Below are 16,045 nucleotides of genomic sequence, written 5' to 3'. Positions count from 1 at the left end.
GAGGTACTGGATCATTACTGGCTCTCAGAGGTGGATCGACAAACCATCGGCCAACGACTGCCGATAGGCCCGCCACGCCGGCACGCTGCCCATCAGCAAGGCTGCGCCAAGAATGATAGCCAGCAAGGTCCATTCATGGGCGCTCGGCATTGCCAAGGGCAAGTACAAACCATAGTTGACCTGCACATACCCCTGCGCCAGGGCAATCCCCGCATACAGCAAGCCCAACCCGGCGACAATGCCGACCGCCGCCAGCGACAGCGCCTCCAGCACCAGCAGCCCGGCAATATGCCACGGTCTGGCCCCGACCGAGCGCAGGATCGCCATCTCCCGGCGGCGCTCGTTGAGGCTGGTGAGAATCGCCGTGAGCATGCCGATCAGGCCGGTAAGCACCACGAACAACGAGACCACGAACAATGCCTGTTCGGCAGTGCCCATCAGGCTCCACAGCTCTTGCAGGGCCACCCCGGGCAGAATCGCCAGCAACGGCTCGCTGCGGTACTCGTTGATCTCCCGTTGCAGGCTGAACGTGGCAATCTTGTTGTTCAGGCCCAGCATGAATGCGGTGATGGCAGCCGGTTGCAGGTCCATGGTGCGAGCCTGGTCGGCGCTGATACGCCCGGCGCCACGGGCCGGTACGCCGTTGTGCCAGTCGATGTGAATCGCCTCCATGCCGCCCAGGCTGATGTGCAAGGTGCGGTCGACCGGCGTGCCGGTGCGCTTGAGCACACCAACCACGGTAAACGGCTTGTCGTCATGCTTGACCAGGCTGATGGCGGCTACACCATGGGCCAGCACCAGCTGGTCACCGAGCTTGTAGTGCAGCGCCTCGGCGACTTCGGCGCCGAGCACCACTTCGAACGGGTCGCTGGCGAACTCACGGCCCTGGCTCAGTGCCAGATGCTGGCGGCGACCGTACTGGTAATGGCTGAAATACTCCGTGGTGGTACCCATCACCCGATAACCGCGGTGCGAATCGCCCAGCGAGATCGGTATGGCCCATTTTACCCGTGGGTCTTTGGCGTACTGCTCATAGCTGTCCCAGCGAATGTTGTTGGTGGCGTTGCCGATGCGGAACACCGAGTACAGCAGCAGGTTCACCGAGCCAGAGCGGGCACCGACGATCAGGTCGGTGCCGCTGATGGTGCTGGCGAAGCTGGCGCGAGCTTCGGTACGCACCCGTTCCACGGCCAGCAGCAGGCAAACCGACAGGGCAATGGCAAAAGCCGTGAGGAACGCGGTGAAACGGCGGTTGGCCAGGCTGGCCAGGGCAAGGCGGAGCAGGTACATCAGGCCTCCCGGGGCTTGGCGGCGCGGTTGAGTTCGGCCAGCGACAGGTGGCGGTCGAACAGAGGGGCCAGGCTCTGGTCGTGGCTGACGAACAGCAGGCTGGCACCGGCGGCGCGGCACTCGTCGAACAGCAGGCGGATGAATGCTTCGCGGGTGTCGGCGTCCAGTGCCGAGGTCGGTTCGTCGGCAATCACCAGTTCAGGCTGGCCGATCAGTGCACGGGCGGCGGCAACCCGCTGCTGCTGGCCGATCGACAGGCTGTCGGCGCGGCGCGCGAGCAGGGCCGGGTCGCCCAGGCCCAGGTGGGCCAGCAGCGTGCTGGCGGCCTGGTCGACACTGCCATGGCGCTGCTCGGCGCGCGCCTTGCGGCTGCGCGAGAAGCGGCAGGGCAGCTCGACGTTCTCACGTACCGACAGAAACGGCAGCAGGTTGAACTGCTGGAAGATGTAGCCGGTGTGATCGACCCGGAAGCGGTCGCGGGCGCCTTGGCCAAGGCTGCCAAGGTCCTGGCCGAGCAAATGGATGCGGCCCTGGCCCGGAACGGTGACGCCACCCAACAAACCCAGCAGCGTGGTCTTGCCACTGCCGCTGGGGCCTTTCAGGAACAACGCTTCGCCGGCTTCCAGGCGCAATGCCGGAATATCCAGCAACGGCGCCTGGTTGGGCCAGGCGAACACCAGGTCCTGCAGTTCAATCAGCGCCTGGCTCATCTCAGAATGCGACCACAGCCTTGGCGGGCGAGGTTTCGACGCCTTTCTGGCCGTTCGGGCCGATCAGTTGCACGTTGATCTTCTGCGTGGCCGGGAAGGCTTTGTAAAGCGGGGCAAGGTCGATCTGGGCGAGTTTGTCCGGGGTGGCGCAGTTCAACTGGTAGTGGGCGTTGATGTCGCTGTGCACGTGGCCTTTCTCCTGCTCGTCACCGTCGTCGTCAGCCTTGGCTGCGTCACCGAACAGCGGGCTTTCCAGCGCTTGCTGGTCTTCCTTGCAGCCTGCAGCCGAGGCAAGGCCGAACAGCTTCAGCGGTTGTTCGAGCTGCTGGCGCACAGCGGCAACCTTGGCTTTGTCGGCCTCGCTGCTGGCGGCGTGTTCGAAACCGACCAGGTTCATCGCCGGGCTGTCCATCTCCAGCTCCAGGGTGTTGCCGTCGAGCACGACGTTGAGCTTGGCCACGCCATGCTCGTGGGCGCCGAGGGTGCCATGCGCGTGGTCGTGATCATGGTCATCGTGGGCATGGGCCACGGCCAGTGGCAGCAAGGCGAAGGGCAGGGCGAGCAGCAGGCGACGCATGGACGACTCCGGGGCGGGCTGAATAATCTGGTTATGTTATAACAACTTTTCTGCGCGCCGCCAGCCTGTGTGGTGCAGGTTTCATCTTGCGGTAGGATGGGGGCATTGACCTGGGTTCAAGGAACGCATCGTGAGAATTCGTGGGCAGATTGGTGATTGGCCAGTGGACCTGACCATCGAGCTTGAGCCTGAAGAATGGGCGCAGCTGGGGCGGCAGATCGAGGTGCCGGTGGCGGCGCATGCAGTGGCGGCTGCCCCGGCGGCAGCGCCACGGCAGGATGACGGGCAATGGACGGCGGCGCGCGAGGTGTTGCGCCTGGCCGGGCAGATGAGCGGGCCGGAATTGCTCGACCGGCTGGAAGGGTTGGCCGGGAGTACGGCGGCGGGCAAGCGGCTGCTGGTGCGTTTGCGCCACAGCAGTGAGGTGAAGGTGGAAAGTGGCGTAGATGCGCCGGTTTATCATTGGGTGGGATGAAAGTTTCAGAATTTTGGGGCTGCTTTGCAGCCCATCGCGACGCAAGGCCGCTCCTACAGAAAAACGCGAAAGCCTGATTGCTCGCGGTCCCTTGTAGGAGCGGCCTTGCGTCGCGATGGGCCGCAGAGCGGCCCCAAAAATCTCAGAACATAGCCGCCGACAGCTTGCGACGATAAACCCCAACCAGCGGGTGGTCACCACCCAGCAACTCGAACACCTGCAGCATCGCCTTCTGCGGCAGCCCGTTCTCATAGCCACGGTTACGCTGGAACAACTTCAGCAACCCTTCCAGCGCCGCCTCATACTGCTGGCGCGCCAGTTGCTGGATGCTCAGCTGGTAAGCCGCCTCGTCATCCTGCGGGCTCTGCGCCAGGCGGCTTTTCAGGTCGGCGACTTCCGGCAGGCTGGCCGCCTGGCGCAGGAACGTCAGCTGGGCCTTGGCACCCGCCAGCGCGGCCTTGTGTTCGTCCGTCTTGACTGCATCCAGCACCACCTGGGCTTCCCCTAGTTCACCGCGCTCGGCCAGGCAACGGGCGTACAGAATCAGCGCCTCGGCATTGCTGTTGTCCTCACCCAGCAGCGCCTGCAACAGCGCTTCGGCCTCGGCAAAACGGCTTTCGGCAAACAGCGCCTTGGCCTGCTCCAGCGGCGAAGCGACAGGGGCGGCAGGCATTTGCACGTGCGGCTCGAGCATGGCGCGGATCGCCGATTCCGGCTGTGCACCGGCAAAACCGTCCACCGGCTGGCCGTCCTTGAACAGCACCACGGTCGGCAGGCTGCGGATGCCGAACTGGGCAACCACCTGCTGTTCCACGTCGCAGTTGATCTTGGCCAGCAGCAGTTCGCCCTGGTAACCCTCGGCGATCTTCGCCAGCAACGGCATCAGTGCCTTGCACGGCGCGCACCACTCGGCCCAGAAGTCCACCAGCACCGGCTTGTGGAAGGAGTTGTCGATCACCAGTTGCTGGAAGGTGGCATCGGTGGCGTCGAAAATGTAAGGCGTGTCTTGGCTCATTGCGACTCTCGCAAACTCGTGAATAACACCACTATAAGGTGTCGCGGCTGGCGTGGTACAGGCTGACCCGGCGGAATTCGTGTGGCTCGGCCAGGTCTGGCAGGGTCAGTGCTTCGAGCACGCCAAGTTGCTGGTAGAGCGGGTGGCTGAAGTCGCGTACCCGCGAATCGGCCACCAGTGCCTGGCGACCACGACCGAGGAAGGCATCCAGTAGTGGCAAGTTGGCGCGGTCGTACAGCACGTCGGCCACCAGGATCAGGTCGAAGCGGTCGTCTTCGGCGAAGAAGTCGCTGCTGTAGCTCAGCTCCACCCCATTGAGCGCGGCATTCGCGCGGCAGGCATCGAGTGCCAGCGGGTCGAGGTCGCAGGCCACCACCTCCAGGGCGCCCGCGCGCGCTGCAGCAATACCTGCGATGCCGGAGCCGGCGCCAAAGTCCAGCACGCGTTTGCCGGCCACCCATTCCGGGCGCTCGGCCAGGTAGCGGGCCATGGCCAGGCCGCTGGCCCAGCAGAAGCTCCAGTAGGGTGGCTCTTCAAGAATGCGCCGGGTCTCTTCGCTGCTGAAGGCGCGGTCCATGTTCTGCTCGTCGATCAGCCACAGCTTCAGGTCGCAGCCGGGCAGCTCGCTGACGGTCAGCCGCGCTTCGCCGATCAGGCCGCTGAGGGCCTGTTGCAGGGCGTCTGGCACCACTTACGGCGCCTTCTCGAAACGCAGCGGGCCGGTGGCCTGGGTCTGGGCCTGGGTAATGCGCACCGGCGGCAGGTGCATGATCAGCTGGCCAGAACTGCTGGCGCGGCCACGCAGCTCGACCCGCGCCCCGGCCGGGAAGGCCTCGGGGTTGAAGCGCAGGTGGTAGGGCAGGGCCTGGCCGGTACCGGTCAGGTTGCTGCTGGCCAGCAGCCGTTGCGGGCGGTCGCGTTCATCGATGACCAGCAAGGCCAGTTCTACGTCGGCACCGGCCGGGATCTCGAGCAAGGTGCCGCTGAGTTCGCGCTGGTAGGCCGGCAGCGGGCCGAGTACTTCGGCCGGCTTGGCCGAGCGGGCCGGCGCGGGTGCGGGAGGGGTATCGGTCTTCGGCCTGTCGCTGCCGCAGGCGGCGAGCAGGGCGGCGCAGCACAGCACGACGAGCGCTCGGTAGTGCATGGAGTAGTCCTTCACGGGCAGATTTCCCATGGATGTTAACCCCTTTGGCTTGTCTTGCCAGTGCAATGCGCTACCATGGCCCTCCCTTTTTTTGTTGCCTGCCACCATGCACTGTCCCTTTTGCGGTGCCAACGACACCAAGGTCATCGACTCTCGCCTCGTCGCCGAAGGCGAGCAGGTGCGCCGCCGCCGCGAATGCGTGGCCTGTGGCGAGCGCTTCACCACCTTCGAAACCGCCGAGCTGGTGCTGCCCCGGCTGATCAAGCAGGACGGCACGCGTCAGCCTTTCGACGAAGACAAACTGCGTGCCGGCATGCAGCGGGCGCTGGAAAAACGACCGGTCAGCGTCGAGCGCCTGGAAGCGGCACTGGCGCACATCAAGAGCCGCCTGCGTGCCACCGGCGAGCGCGAGGTCAAATCGCTGGTGGTAGGTGAAATGGTCATGGCCGAGTTGCGCAAGCTCGATGAAGTGGCCTATATCCGCTTTGCCTCGGTGTACCGGCGCTTCCAGGACCTCGACGAGTTCCGCGAAGAAATCGATCGCCTGGCCCGTGAGCCGGCTAAAGAGTGAACATGCCCAGCCAAGCCGCCATCCTTGACGCCCACTACATGGCCCGCGCGCTGGAGCTGGCGCGCAAGGGCCTGTACACCACCCACCCGAACCCGCGCGTAGGCTGTGTGATCGTGCGCGATGGCGAAGTGGTCGGCGAAGGCTGGCACGTGCGCGCCGGCGAACCGCATGCCGAAGTGCATGCCTTGCGCCAGGCCGGTGAGCGTGCCCGTGGTGCCTGTGCCTACGTCACCCTGGAGCCGTGCAGCCACCATGGCCGCACGCCGCCGTGTGCCGAGGCGCTGGTCAATGCCGGTGTGGCGCGGGTGGTGGCAGCCATGCAGGACCCTAACCCGCAAGTGGCGGGGCAGGGCCTGCGGCGCCTGGCCGCGGCCGGTATCGAAGTGGCCAGCGGTGTACTCGAAGCCGAGGCCCGTGCCCTCAACCCGGGTTTCCTCAAGCGCATGGAGCACGGCTTGCCGTTCGTCCGTGCCAAGCTGGCCATGAGCCTGGACGGCCGCACCGCCATGGCCAGTGGTGAAAGCCAGTGGATCACCGGGCCGGCTGCCCGCTCGGCAGTGCAGCGCCTGCGCGCCCGGTCGAGCGTGGTGCTCACCAGCGCCGCCAGCGTGCTGGCCGATAACGCCCGCATGACCGTGCGAGGCACCGAGCTGGGCCTGGATGCCGAAACCACCGCCCTAGCACTCAGCCGCACCCCGCTGCGTGTGTTGGTCGATGGCCGCCTGCGCCTGCCACTGGATGCGCCATTCTTCCAGGCCGGCCCGGCACTGGTGGTGACCGCTGTCGCGGATGACCCGCGCTATGCCGCTGCCGGCCACGAACTGCTCCGCCTGCCGAGCGACAATGGCCAGGTCGACCTGGCGGCGCTGCTGCAGGCACTGGCCGCCCGTGGCGTCAACGAAATCCTGCTGGAAGCCGGTGCCGGCCTGGTCGCGGCCTTTGCTCGCCAAGGCCTGGTCGACGAGTACCAGCTGTTCGTCGCCGGTACCTTCCTCGGCTCCCAGGCTCGCCCGCTGCTGGACTGGCCACTGGAGAAGATGAGCCAAGCACCGCGGCTGAAAATTACCGAAATGCGTGCAGTGGGCGATGACTGGCGGGTCACGGCCATCCCCCTGCCGGCGCCCGGCGTATAATGCCGGGCTTGCCCCGCGCAAACCGTTTTTGAGGAAGACCCCATGTTCACCGGCATCATCGAATCCATCGGCACCATCCGCAGCCTGACCCCCAAGGGTGGCGACGTGCGCGTCTACGTCGAAACCGGCAAGCTCGACCTGGCTGACGTCAAGCTTGGCGACAGCATCGCCGTCAACGGCGTGTGCCTGACCGCCGTGGAACTGCCGGGTAACGGCTTCTGGGCCGACGTCAGTGTCGAAACACTCAAGCGCACTGCGTTCATCGACCTCAAGAGCGGCAGCAAGGTCAACCTGGAAAAGGCCCTGACCCCCACTACCCGCCTGGGCGGGCACCTGGTCAGTGGCCATGTCGACGGGGTCGGCGAAATCATTTCGCGCAGCGATAACGCCCGCGCTATCCAGTTCCGGGTGCGTGCACCGAAGGAGCTGGCCAAGTACATCGCCCACAAGGGTTCGATCACCGTCGACGGCACCAGCCTGACGGTCAATGAGGTCAATGGCGCCGAGTTCGAGCTGACCATTGTCCCACACACCCTGTCCGAAACCATCATGGCCGACTACCGCGCAGGGCGTCGGGTAAACCTTGAGGTCGACCTGCTGGCCCGTTACCTGGAGCGTTTGCTGCTGGGTGACAAGGCTGCCGAACCGAGCAAGGGCAGTGGCATTACCGAAAGCTTCCTGGCCGCCAACGGCTTCTTGAAATCCTGATTGAGAAGGGGGTGCCGCGTGGCGCTCAACAGCATCGAAGAACTGGTCGAAGACATCCGCCAGGGCAAAATGGTCATCCTCATGGATGACGAAGACCGCGAGAACGAAGGCGACATCATCATGGCAGCCGAATGCTGCCTGCCCGAGCACATCAATTTCATGGCCAAGCACGCCCGTGGCCTGATCTGCATGCCGATGACCCGCGAGCGTTGCGAAACGCTGAAGCTGCCACTGATGGCGCCGCGCAACGGCTCGGGCTTCGGCACCAAGTTCACCGTGTCGATCGAAGCCGCCGAAGGCGTCACCACTGGCATCTCCGCCGCCGACCGCGCCCGTACCGTGCAGGCTGCCGCTGCCAAGGATGCCAAGGCCGAAGACATCGTCAGCCCTGGCCACATCTTCCCGCTGATGGCCCAGCCTGGCGGTACCCTGGCCCGCGCCGGCCACACCGAAGCGGCCTGCGACCTGGCGCGCATGGCCGGTTTCGAGCCAAGCGGCGTGATCTGCGAAGTGATGAACGACGACGGCACCATGTCGCGTCGCGCCGAGCTGGAAGTGTTCGCCGCCGAACACGGCCTGAAGATCGGAACCATTGCCGACCTGATCCACTACCGCATGATCCACGAGCGCACTGTGCAGCGTGTGTCCGAGCAGCCGGTGGAAAGCGAGCTGGGTGAGTTCAACCTGGTCACCTACCGCGACGCGGTGGAAGGCGACGTGCACATGGCCCTGACCCTGGGCAACATCTGCGCCGAAGAGCCGACTCTGGTGCGTGTACACAACATGGACCCGCTGCGCGACCTGCTGCTGGTCAAGCAACCGGGCCGCTGGAGCCTGCGCGCGGCCATGGCCGCCGTGGCCGAGGCCGGCAGCGGCGTGGTGTTGCTGCTGGGCCATCCGCTGGACGGCGACGTGCTGCTGGCGCACATCCGCGAAAGCGCGGGCGATGCACCGACCAAGGCACCGACCACCTACAGCACTGTTGGCGCCGGTTCGCAGATTCTGCGCGACCTCGGTGTGCGCAAGATGCGCCTGATGAGTTCGCCGATGAAGTTCAACGCGATATCCGGATTCGATCTGGAAGTTGTAGAATACGTGCCCTCCGAGTGACTTGAGGCGGCAATGACGCCCTCTGCTCGAGTCCAGACCCCTGTCGAGGCCGCTTGTATGCGGCCTCGCTCTTGAAGATGAGAATATCGGAATGACCCTGAAGACCATCGAAGGTACCTTCATCGCCCCCAAAGGTCGCTATGCTTTGGTGGTTGGCCGCTTCAACAGCTTCGTTGTCGAAAGCCTGGTAAGCGGTGCCGTTGATACCCTGGTTCGCCACGGTGTCAGCGAAAGCGACATCACCATCATCCGTGCCCCGGGTGCGTTCGAGATCCCGCTGGTAGCACAGAAGGTCGCCCAGCAAGGCGCCTACGACGCGATCATCGCCCTAGGCGCCGTGATCCGTGGTGGTACCCCGCACTTTGAATACGTGGCAGGCGAATGCACCAAGGGCCTGGCCCAGGTGTCCATGGAGTTCGGTGTTCCGGTGGCCTTCGGCGTACTGACCGTCGACTCCATCGAGCAAGCCATCGAGCGTTCCGGCACCAAGGCTGGCAACAAAGGCGGTGAAGCTGCCCTGTCCGCTCTGGAAATGGTCAGCCTGCTGGCGCAGTTGGAGGCCAAGTGATTAGCGACGAAAGCGATCGTTTCAACCCGCGCGATCCAAAACCTGCGGATGCCGGCAAGCCCTCGAAGAGCGCCAAGCGCCGCGAAGCCCGCAAGCTCGCGACCCAGGCCCTCTACCAGTGGCACATGGCCCAGCATTCGCTGAACGAGATCGAAGCGCAGTTCCGGGTCGATAACGATTTCACCGATGTCGACGGTGCCTATTTCCGCGAGATCCTGCATGGGGTCCCGGCAATCAAGGGCGAAATCGACAAGGCGCTGGTGCCGTGCATGACCATCGCGCTGGACGAGCTCGACCCGGTCGAGCTGGCCGTGCTGCGCCTTTCCACCTGGGAACTGATCAAGCGCGTTGACGTGCCGTACCGCGTCGTGATCAACGAAGGTGTGGAGCTGGCCAAGGTCTTCGGTGCCACCGACGGCCACAAGTTCGTCAACGGCGTGCTGGACAAGCTTGCCCCGGCCCTGCGTGAAGCAGAAGTCAAGGCGAACAAGCGCTGATCCTGGCGCTGCCTGGCCATGGGTGAGTTCGAGCTGATCAACCATTACTTCGCCGCCGCGCCCTGTGCGCAGGGCGGCGAGGGCGTGGCCCTGGGCATCGGCGACGACTGTGCCCTGCTGGATCTCCCACCCGGTGAGCAACTGGCCGTGTCGACCGACACGCTGGTCGCCGGGGTGCACTTTCCTGCTGTTTGCGACCCGCTGCTGCTGGGCCAGCGTTCGTTGGCCGTGGCGGCCAGTGACCTGGCCGCCATGGGCGCGACTGCCATCGGCTTTACCCTCGCCCTGACCCTGCCTGACGTTGGCCCGGACTGGCTGGCAGCCTACGCCGACGGCCTCAGCCGCATGGCCCACCGTTGCCGCATGAGCCTGATTGGCGGGGATACTACCCGTGGTCCACTGAGCATCACCGTGACCGTGTTCGGCCGCGTGCCGGCAGGCCAGGCGTTGCGCCGCAGCGGCGCACGGCCGGGCGACCTGCTGTGTGTTGGCGGTTCGCTGGGCAAGGCCGCCGGTGCCTTGCCGCTGGTGCTGGGGGAGCGTGAGGCGCCTGCCGAGCTGGCCGAGCCATTGCTGGCCCATTACTGGTCGCCAATGCCACAGCTCACCCTCGGCGCGTGGCTGCGGGGCAAAGCCACGGCGGCGCTGGACATCTCCGATGGCCTGCTCGCGGACTGCGGGCATATCGCCAAGGCGTCCGGCGTGGCGCTGGAGGTGAACCTGGCGCAGGTACCAGTGTCTCCAGCTCTAGAGGCGTTCCTCGGCCGCGAAGCGGCGCTGCAGGCAGCACTCACCGGTGGCGACGATTACCTGCTGGCCTTCACGTTGCCGCCCGAAGCAGTGGCGCCCTTGGCTGACCTCGGTTTCATCGAGGTACATATCATTGGCCGTGTGCTCGAAGGGCAGGGCGTGACGCTGCGCGACGCACAAGGCCAGGACATAACCCCCGTGCAGCGGGGCTATCAACACTTTAGGGAGACACCGTGACCGATCACCCCAACCAGGTGCCTGCGGAGTTTGTTCCGCCTTCGGTCTGGCGCAACCCGTGGCACTTCATCGCGTTCGGCTTCGGCTCTGGTACCTTGCCCAAGGCGCCGGGTACCTGGGGCTCGCTGGTGGCCATACCGTTCATTCCGCTGTGGCAGATGCTGCCCGACTGGGGCTACTGGCTGCTGCTCGGCGTAAGCATGCTGTTCGGCTTCTGGCTGTGCGGCAAAGTCGCCAATGACTTGCGCGTGCACGACCATGAAGGCATTGTCTGGGACGAGATTGTCGGCATGTGGATCACCCTCTGGCTGGTGCCGGAAGGCTGGCAATGGTTGCTGGCAGGGTTCCTGATGTTCCGCTTCTTCGACATCCTCAAACCGTGGCCGATCCGCTGGATCGACCGCCATGTGCACGGGGGCGTCGGCATCATGCTCGACGATATCCTGGCCGGCGTGTTCGCCTGGCTGGGCATGCAGGTTCTGGTGTGGGCGGTTGCCTGAAACAGGGAGCGCGTGAATGGCCATAAGGACTGGGCTGCTGGCAATGCTGCTGAGTATTGCGCCATGGGTGGCGGCTGCCGAAGGCGTGCCGAAGCAGGTCCACCTGGTCAGCGAGGAATGGCTCGACTACACCAACGCCGACGGTACCGGGGTAGCCTGGGACGTGTTGCGCAAGGTGTTCGAGCCGGCCGGGGTCAAGGTGGTTACCCAAAGCGCGCCCTACAGCCGCGCGATCGGGCTGGTGAAGCGTGGCGAGGCGGATGCCTGGGTGGGCTCGTACAAGGACGAGAACAACGGCAACCTGTACCCGCGCTGGCACTTCGACATGGACCATATCTACGCCCTGGGGCTGGCCAGCAAGCCTGCGCCTACGCCGCAGAATGTTGGCAAGTACCGCCTGGCCTGGGTGCGTGGCTACGATTACGGCAGCTACCTGCCCGATGTGCATGAATTTCGTGAAATCCAGCGCCGCGAAGGCATTCTGCCAATGCTCGAGCATGACCGTGTGGACTTCTATATCGATGCCCAGACCGAAGTCGATTATGTCCTGGGCCAGTCATCGCAGCCCGAGCGCTTCCGCCGTACCCATGTCGCCGAACTGCCGCTGTACCTGGCTTTTGCTCGTAACGACCAGGCCAGGGCCCTGCGCGACCTGTTCGACAAGCGCATGGCCGAGCTGGTGCGCAGTGGTGAGCTGAAGCCGATTTTCGAGCACTGGCGGCAGCCGTATCCGTTCAGCGCGGACAGCAAACCGCACTGAGGCAGCGATCATCTGACCCGGCTTGGTTCCCTGTGGGAGCGGGTTCACCCGCGAAGAAGACAACGCGGTGCCTGGCACGGGCTTCGCCCGTGTTCGCGGGTAAACCCGCTCCCACAGGGATTGTGCGAACCGGAGTTGACTGGGTGTCGGTCTCAACTAAGCATCGAACTTTTCGATCTTACCCCACGGTATTCAGCCGGCCCACATTGCCCAACCTGCTGATACAATCGGCTCACGAGAAATTTCCTACTTATGCCAGGAGCACAACGTGCCCGTCGTCTTTGTTGCCGCCTCTAAACTCCCGACTCCCTTCGCGACCTTCACCATGCATGGCTTTCTCGACGAAGCCACTGGCCGTGAGCACGTGGTGCTCAGCCTGGGTGATATCGCGGATGGCCAGCCGGTATTGGGGCGCCTGCACTCCGAGTGCCTGACCGGCGATGCCCTGTTCAGCCAGCGCTGTGACTGCGGCTCGCAGCTGGAGGCCGCGCTACAGGCCATTGCTCGCGAAGGCCGCGGCGTGCTGCTGTACCTGCGTCAGGAAGGCCGCGGCATCGGCCTGCTGAACAAGATCCGCGCCTACGAGCTGCAGGATGGCGGCGCCGATACCGTCGAAGCCAACGAGCGCCTGGGCTTTGCTGCCGACCAGCGTGACTACGCCATGTGCCTGCCGATGCTCGAGCACTTGGGCGTGAAGTCGCTGCGCCTGATGACCAACAACCCGCGCAAGGTAAAGGCCCTGACCGACATGAACATTGTCGTCGCCGAGCGTGTGCCGCTGCACACTGGGCACAACCCGCACAACCGCTATTACCTGGCGACCAAGGCCGGCAAGCTGGGCCACATGCTGGGCAACGAACATCAGGGCGAGGCGCCCCAGGCGTGACCCGCAGCGAGGTCAAGCGGCGCCTGGCACTGGCCTGGTGGCAGTACCTTGCGATAGGCCTGGTACCGCTGCCGGTCATGGCCTGGGCCTTTGGTGGGGGTGATGCACTGATCCCGGTGCTGGCCATGCCGTTGTTCATTGCCGGCGCGGCCACCATGTTCCTCAGCCTGCCTCGCTTCGGTGCCTACAAGCGTGCACTCATTGCGACCTCCAAAGTGCTTGGCACTGGTGAAGAGCCCGCCGCCTGGATCGAGCTGGCGCGGGTGCGGCGCCTGGCCATGCTCTATGCCTGCTTCCCGGCCTGGGTCGCTGCGCTGTCGGTGCTGGTCGGCCTCGAGGCGGTGCCACAGATCCTGTTGGCGTTGTCCACCGTGGTAGTGCTTTACCTCTATCGCATTCCGCGCCAGCTCGGCTGATGCGCCTGCTGCCGGGCCTGCTGGCGCTGTTCGCCTGCACCGTGCTGGCCGGCGAACCCTTGCGGGTTGTCAGCCTTGCCCCTTCGATGACTGAAATCATGCTCGAACTGCAGGCCGATGACCTGCTGGTGGGCGTGCTCGACGGTGGTGATCGCCCTACGGCATTGCGCGACCTGCCCTCGGTCGGGCGCCAGGGGCAATTGGACATGGAGCGCCTGCTCAGCCTGCGCCCCGACCTGTTGCTGCTGTGGCCGGGCAGCGTGCCGCCGGCCCAGCGCGACCAGCTCAAGCGTCTCGGAATAGCCACTTTCAGCGCCGAACCCCACAACATTGACCAGTTGATCGAGCAGATCGAAGTCATTGCCGGGCGCGTCGGGCGTGCCAAGCAGGGCGGGCAGTACGCTCACGCCCTGCGTGAGCGGTTGCAGCAGCTTCGCCAGCAGTATCGGCGCGACGAGCCCTTGCAGGTGTTCTATCAGGTCTGGGATCGGCCGTTGTACACCCTCGGTGGCCGCCAGGTGGTAAGCGATGCATTGGCTGTGTGCGGTGCGCGCAACGTGTTCGCCGACCTCAGCCAGCCGGCGCCACAGGTGAATGTGGAGTCTGTATTGCTGCGTAACCCGCAGGTCATCCTGGCCGGTGATCAGGCGCAACTGGCCAGTTGGAAGGCCTGGCCACAGCTGCGAGCGGTCGCCGATGGGCGCTTGCTGGTGGTGCCTGACAAAGGCCTGGAGCGCCCCAGCGGGCAGATGATCGAAGCCACCGCCCGCTTGTGCGCGCTGCTGGCGGCTAAAGCGCCGGCGTCCAGGTGACGCTGAACAGCAGGGTGCGGCCTTCTTCGCGGTAAGGCTGGTAAGCGCCCTCGTAGCTGTACAGGGCGCGGCTGTAGCGGTGGTCCAGCAGGTTATCCAGCTTGGCTTCCAGTTTCACTTCATCGGTAGCCGCCCAGCTACCGCGCAACCCGAACAGGCCATACCCACCGATACGGTTGCGGTTGGCCTCATCGTCATAGCTGTTGCTGACGGCCTGCCAGCTGGCGCCCGCACTGAAACGCCCGAAATCACGGTCCAGGTCCAGGCTCAGGGTGCGCCGGGCACGGCGGGCCAGGGTGTGGCCGGTGTCGCGGTCGCGTGGGTCGATCAGTGCCAGGCCCAACTGGCTATGCCAGGCGCCCCATTGCTGCGTCAGCGCCACTTCCAGGCCATTGATGCGCGCCGAGGCGACGTTGCGGGGGATCGAGTCCTGGCCAAAGATGATCGCGTCGCGCAGGTCGGTGCGGTACAGCGAGGTTTCCAGGCGGGTGTCGGCCGACAGCTGGCTGCGCCATTGCAGCTCATAGCTTTTCGAGTGCTCCGGGTCCAGGTTCGGGTTGCTGAACTGGGGGTAATACAGGTCGTTGAAGGTGGGGGCGCGGAAACCTTCGCTGTAGGACAGCAGTACATCGTTATTCGCGTTCAACGGCACGGTCAGGCTGCCGCTCCAGGTGGTCTGGCCGCCAAACTGCTGGTTGCGGTCATGGCGCACGCCCAGTTCGGTAGAGAACTGCTCGCCCTGGTAGCGGTGCTGCATGAACACGGCGCGGTTCCAGCGGCTATCCTCGGTGAAGTCGGTACTGCCATGGACACGGTCTTCATACCAGTCGCCGCCGATCAGCACGGTGTTGTGTTCGCTCAGGGCAAGGTCGTTCTGCCAGGTGACCTGATCGCGGTGGGTGTTGAACACGAAGCGCTCGGCGCTGAGTTTGTCGCGCTTGTCGTCGCGGTTCTCGCTGTGGGCCAGTTCCAGGCGTGAGTGCCAGGTATCGGTCAACTGGGCGTCAAAGTAGCTGCCCACGCTGCTGACACTGAAGTCGGTGTAGGGCTGCTGGCCGAAGCTCTCGAAGGTAACCGGGTCGAAGCCACCGAACGGGTTGTCGTATTCGCTGCGGCCGCGGCTGTCGAGCAGGTTCAGGCCGGCTTCGTAGCGCTCGCCGAAGGTGTGGCTCAGGCTCAGGTTGAATGACTTGTTGCGATAGGCGTCATGGTCGCCGTCGCTGGCGAAGGACGGCCCAGTGGAATCGATACCGGCCGTTTCATCCAGGCTGGCGCCAAGGTTGAAACGGGTCGCGCCATTGCCACCCGAAAGCCCCAGGCTGCGCTGGAAGGTCTGGTTGCTGCCGGCCGCCATGCGCAGGCGTGGCTGCAGGCCGGGGCCGTTGCTGCGCCGGGTGAAGATCTGGATTACCCCGCCGATGGCATCGCTGCCATACACCGCCGAGCGCGAGCCGCGCAGCACTTCCACCCGTTCGATCTGGTCGACGTCGAGAAACTGCAAGCCGCTGTCGCCGGAGGTGGCGTTGGCGATACGCACGCCGTCGACCAGCACCAGGCTCTGCGCGGCCTTGGTGCCGCGGATGAAGATGCCCGGCAGGCTGCCACGGCCACCGGTAGGCGCCACTTGCACGCCGGGTACGCGGCTGAGCAGGTCGGTAACGCTGCCGGGTTGCAGGCGGTCGATGTCGGCGCGGGTGAAGACCGTGTTGGCGGCGCTGGTGGCGGTGCGCGATTCGACCTGGCGGCTGGCGCTGATCAGCACGTCGGGGAGCTTGAGCGCGTCGTCGCGTTCGGCGGCCAGCAGCGGCAGCGGGAGGCAGAGCAGGGTGGCAAAGGCTGGAGATTTCATGGGCAGTACCATTTTGCGAGGGCTGCGCCCTCGATCG

The 16,045-nt window shown here is 65.1% G+C and carries 20 protein-coding genes; 13 read left to right on the top strand and 7 right to left on the bottom strand.

The genetic code is table 11. The features are described 5' to 3' along the window. Nucleotides 1-24: 24 nt before the first annotated feature. Genes ACIP02_RS20005 through ACIP02_RS19995 form a run of 3 tightly spaced genes read right to left on the bottom strand, consistent with a single transcriptional unit; the run spans nucleotide 25 to nucleotide 2,577 of the window. Nucleotides 25-1,290 (bottom strand): ABC transporter permease, encoded by a 1,266-nt coding sequence (locus ACIP02_RS20005; protein WP_400619614.1) that lies wholly within the window; start codon nucleotides 1,288-1,290, stop codon nucleotides 25-27. Continuing rightward, complete coding sequence (locus ACIP02_RS20000; RefSeq protein WP_400619611.1) at nucleotides 1,290-2,000, bottom strand: ABC transporter ATP-binding protein; 711 nt, start codon at nucleotides 1,998-2,000, stop codon at nucleotides 1,290-1,292. The genes ACIP02_RS20005 and ACIP02_RS20000 overlap by 1 nt, the downstream gene beginning before the upstream one ends. 1 nt (nucleotide 2,001) lies before the next feature. After that, nucleotides 2,002-2,577, bottom strand: coding sequence for a DUF2796 domain-containing protein (locus ACIP02_RS19995; RefSeq protein ID WP_400619608.1), 576 nt, complete (start codon nucleotides 2,575-2,577; stop codon nucleotides 2,002-2,004). A 130-nt stretch (nucleotides 2,578-2,707) separates the two neighbouring features. Between ACIP02_RS19995 and ACIP02_RS19990 the strand changes: the two genes are divergently transcribed. Next, entirely contained in the window at nucleotides 2,708-3,052 is a 345-nt protein-coding gene (locus ACIP02_RS19990; RefSeq protein WP_400619606.1) for a hypothetical protein, read from the top strand. A 142-nt stretch (nucleotides 3,053-3,194) separates the two neighbouring features. Here ACIP02_RS19990 and trxA read toward each other — a convergent pair whose 3' ends face one another. From trxA to ACIP02_RS19975, 3 genes are read right to left on the bottom strand one after another with little or no spacing between them, the layout of a single operon-like run. Beyond that, nucleotides 3,195-4,067: a thioredoxin gene (gene trxA / locus ACIP02_RS19985; RefSeq protein WP_400619603.1), complete on the bottom strand. Its 873-nt coding sequence runs from the start codon at nucleotides 4,065-4,067 to the stop codon at nucleotides 3,195-3,197. Nucleotides 4,068-4,098: 31 nt separating this feature from the next. Next, complete coding sequence (locus tag ACIP02_RS19980; RefSeq protein WP_400619600.1) at nucleotides 4,099-4,758, bottom strand: class I SAM-dependent methyltransferase; 660 nt, start codon at nucleotides 4,756-4,758, stop codon at nucleotides 4,099-4,101. Continuing rightward, entirely contained in the window at nucleotides 4,759-5,211 is a 453-nt protein-coding gene (locus ACIP02_RS19975; RefSeq protein ID WP_400619747.1) for a YbaY family lipoprotein, read from the bottom strand. A 106-nt stretch (nucleotides 5,212-5,317) separates the two neighbouring features. Between ACIP02_RS19975 and nrdR the strand changes: the two genes are divergently transcribed. From nrdR to ACIP02_RS19915, 12 genes are all read left to right on the top strand, one after another. Then, on the top strand, nucleotides 5,318-5,782 hold the full coding sequence (gene nrdR, locus ACIP02_RS19970; RefSeq protein WP_009685710.1) for a transcriptional regulator NrdR: 465 nt from the start codon (nucleotides 5,318-5,320) through the stop codon (nucleotides 5,780-5,782). A gap of 2 nt (nucleotides 5,783-5,784) precedes the next feature. Beyond that, complete coding sequence (gene ribD, locus ACIP02_RS19965) at nucleotides 5,785-6,915, top strand: bifunctional diaminohydroxyphosphoribosylaminopyrimidine deaminase/5-amino-6-(5-phosphoribosylamino)uracil reductase RibD (RefSeq protein WP_400619596.1); 1,131 nt, start codon at nucleotides 5,785-5,787, stop codon at nucleotides 6,913-6,915. A gap of 42 nt (nucleotides 6,916-6,957) precedes the next feature. Continuing rightward, nucleotides 6,958-7,623 (top strand): riboflavin synthase, encoded by a 666-nt coding sequence (locus ACIP02_RS19960; RefSeq protein ID WP_201199828.1) that lies wholly within the window; start codon nucleotides 6,958-6,960, stop codon nucleotides 7,621-7,623. Between the two features lie 18 nt (nucleotides 7,624-7,641). After that, on the top strand, nucleotides 7,642-8,733 hold the full coding sequence (gene ribBA / locus ACIP02_RS19955; protein ID WP_400619593.1) for a bifunctional 3,4-dihydroxy-2-butanone-4-phosphate synthase/GTP cyclohydrolase II: 1,092 nt from the start codon (nucleotides 7,642-7,644) through the stop codon (nucleotides 8,731-8,733). Between the two features lie 91 nt (nucleotides 8,734-8,824). Continuing rightward, nucleotides 8,825-9,301, top strand: a complete 477-nt coding sequence (ribE, locus tag ACIP02_RS19950; protein WP_391131027.1) for a 6,7-dimethyl-8-ribityllumazine synthase — start codon at nucleotides 8,825-8,827, stop codon at nucleotides 9,299-9,301. Further along, complete coding sequence (gene nusB / locus ACIP02_RS19945) at nucleotides 9,298-9,798, top strand: transcription antitermination factor NusB (protein WP_201199831.1); 501 nt, start codon at nucleotides 9,298-9,300, stop codon at nucleotides 9,796-9,798. Before ribE ends, nusB begins: the two co-directional genes overlap by 4 nt. A gap of 18 nt (nucleotides 9,799-9,816) precedes the next feature. After that, nucleotides 9,817-10,785, top strand: coding sequence for a thiamine-phosphate kinase (thiL, locus tag ACIP02_RS19940; protein ID WP_400619589.1), 969 nt, complete (start codon nucleotides 9,817-9,819; stop codon nucleotides 10,783-10,785). After that, nucleotides 10,782-11,285 (top strand): phosphatidylglycerophosphatase A, encoded by a 504-nt coding sequence (locus ACIP02_RS19935; protein ID WP_003255391.1) that lies wholly within the window; start codon nucleotides 10,782-10,784, stop codon nucleotides 11,283-11,285. Before thiL ends, ACIP02_RS19935 begins: the two co-directional genes overlap by 4 nt. 16 nt (nucleotides 11,286-11,301) lie before the next feature. Further along, the gene (locus tag ACIP02_RS19930; RefSeq protein WP_400619586.1) at nucleotides 11,302-12,045 is read left to right on the top strand and encodes a substrate-binding periplasmic protein; all 744 of its coding nucleotides are present in this window, start codon (nucleotides 11,302-11,304) and stop codon (nucleotides 12,043-12,045) included. A gap of 268 nt (nucleotides 12,046-12,313) precedes the next feature. Further along, nucleotides 12,314-12,931: a GTP cyclohydrolase II gene (gene ribA / locus ACIP02_RS19925; RefSeq protein WP_012270291.1), complete on the top strand. Its 618-nt coding sequence runs from the start codon at nucleotides 12,314-12,316 to the stop codon at nucleotides 12,929-12,931. Beyond that, a complete protein-coding gene (locus tag ACIP02_RS19920; protein WP_400619582.1) occupies nucleotides 12,928-13,347 on the top strand; it encodes an MFS transporter in 420 nt (139 codons plus the stop codon). The genes ribA and ACIP02_RS19920 overlap by 4 nt, the downstream gene beginning before the upstream one ends. Then, complete coding sequence (locus ACIP02_RS19915; protein WP_400619579.1) at nucleotides 13,347-14,159, top strand: cobalamin-binding protein; 813 nt, start codon at nucleotides 13,347-13,349, stop codon at nucleotides 14,157-14,159. Before ACIP02_RS19920 ends, ACIP02_RS19915 begins: the two co-directional genes overlap by 1 nt. Here ACIP02_RS19915 and ACIP02_RS19910 read toward each other — a convergent pair. Further along, on the bottom strand, nucleotides 14,137-16,008 hold the full coding sequence (locus tag ACIP02_RS19910; protein WP_400619576.1) for a TonB-dependent receptor domain-containing protein: 1,872 nt from the start codon (nucleotides 16,006-16,008) through the stop codon (nucleotides 14,137-14,139). The genes ACIP02_RS19915 and ACIP02_RS19910 overlap by 23 nt on opposite strands. Nucleotides 16,009-16,045: the final 37 nt, after the last annotated feature.

Origin of the sequence: Pseudomonas sp. NPDC089408 (genome assembly GCF_044749445.1) — a bacterium.
Lineage (GTDB): Bacteria > Pseudomonadota > Gammaproteobacteria > Pseudomonadales > Pseudomonadaceae > Aquipseudomonas.
The sequence above is the reverse complement of the archived record's forward strand: the minus strand, read 5'-3'. Positions and strand labels throughout refer to the sequence as shown.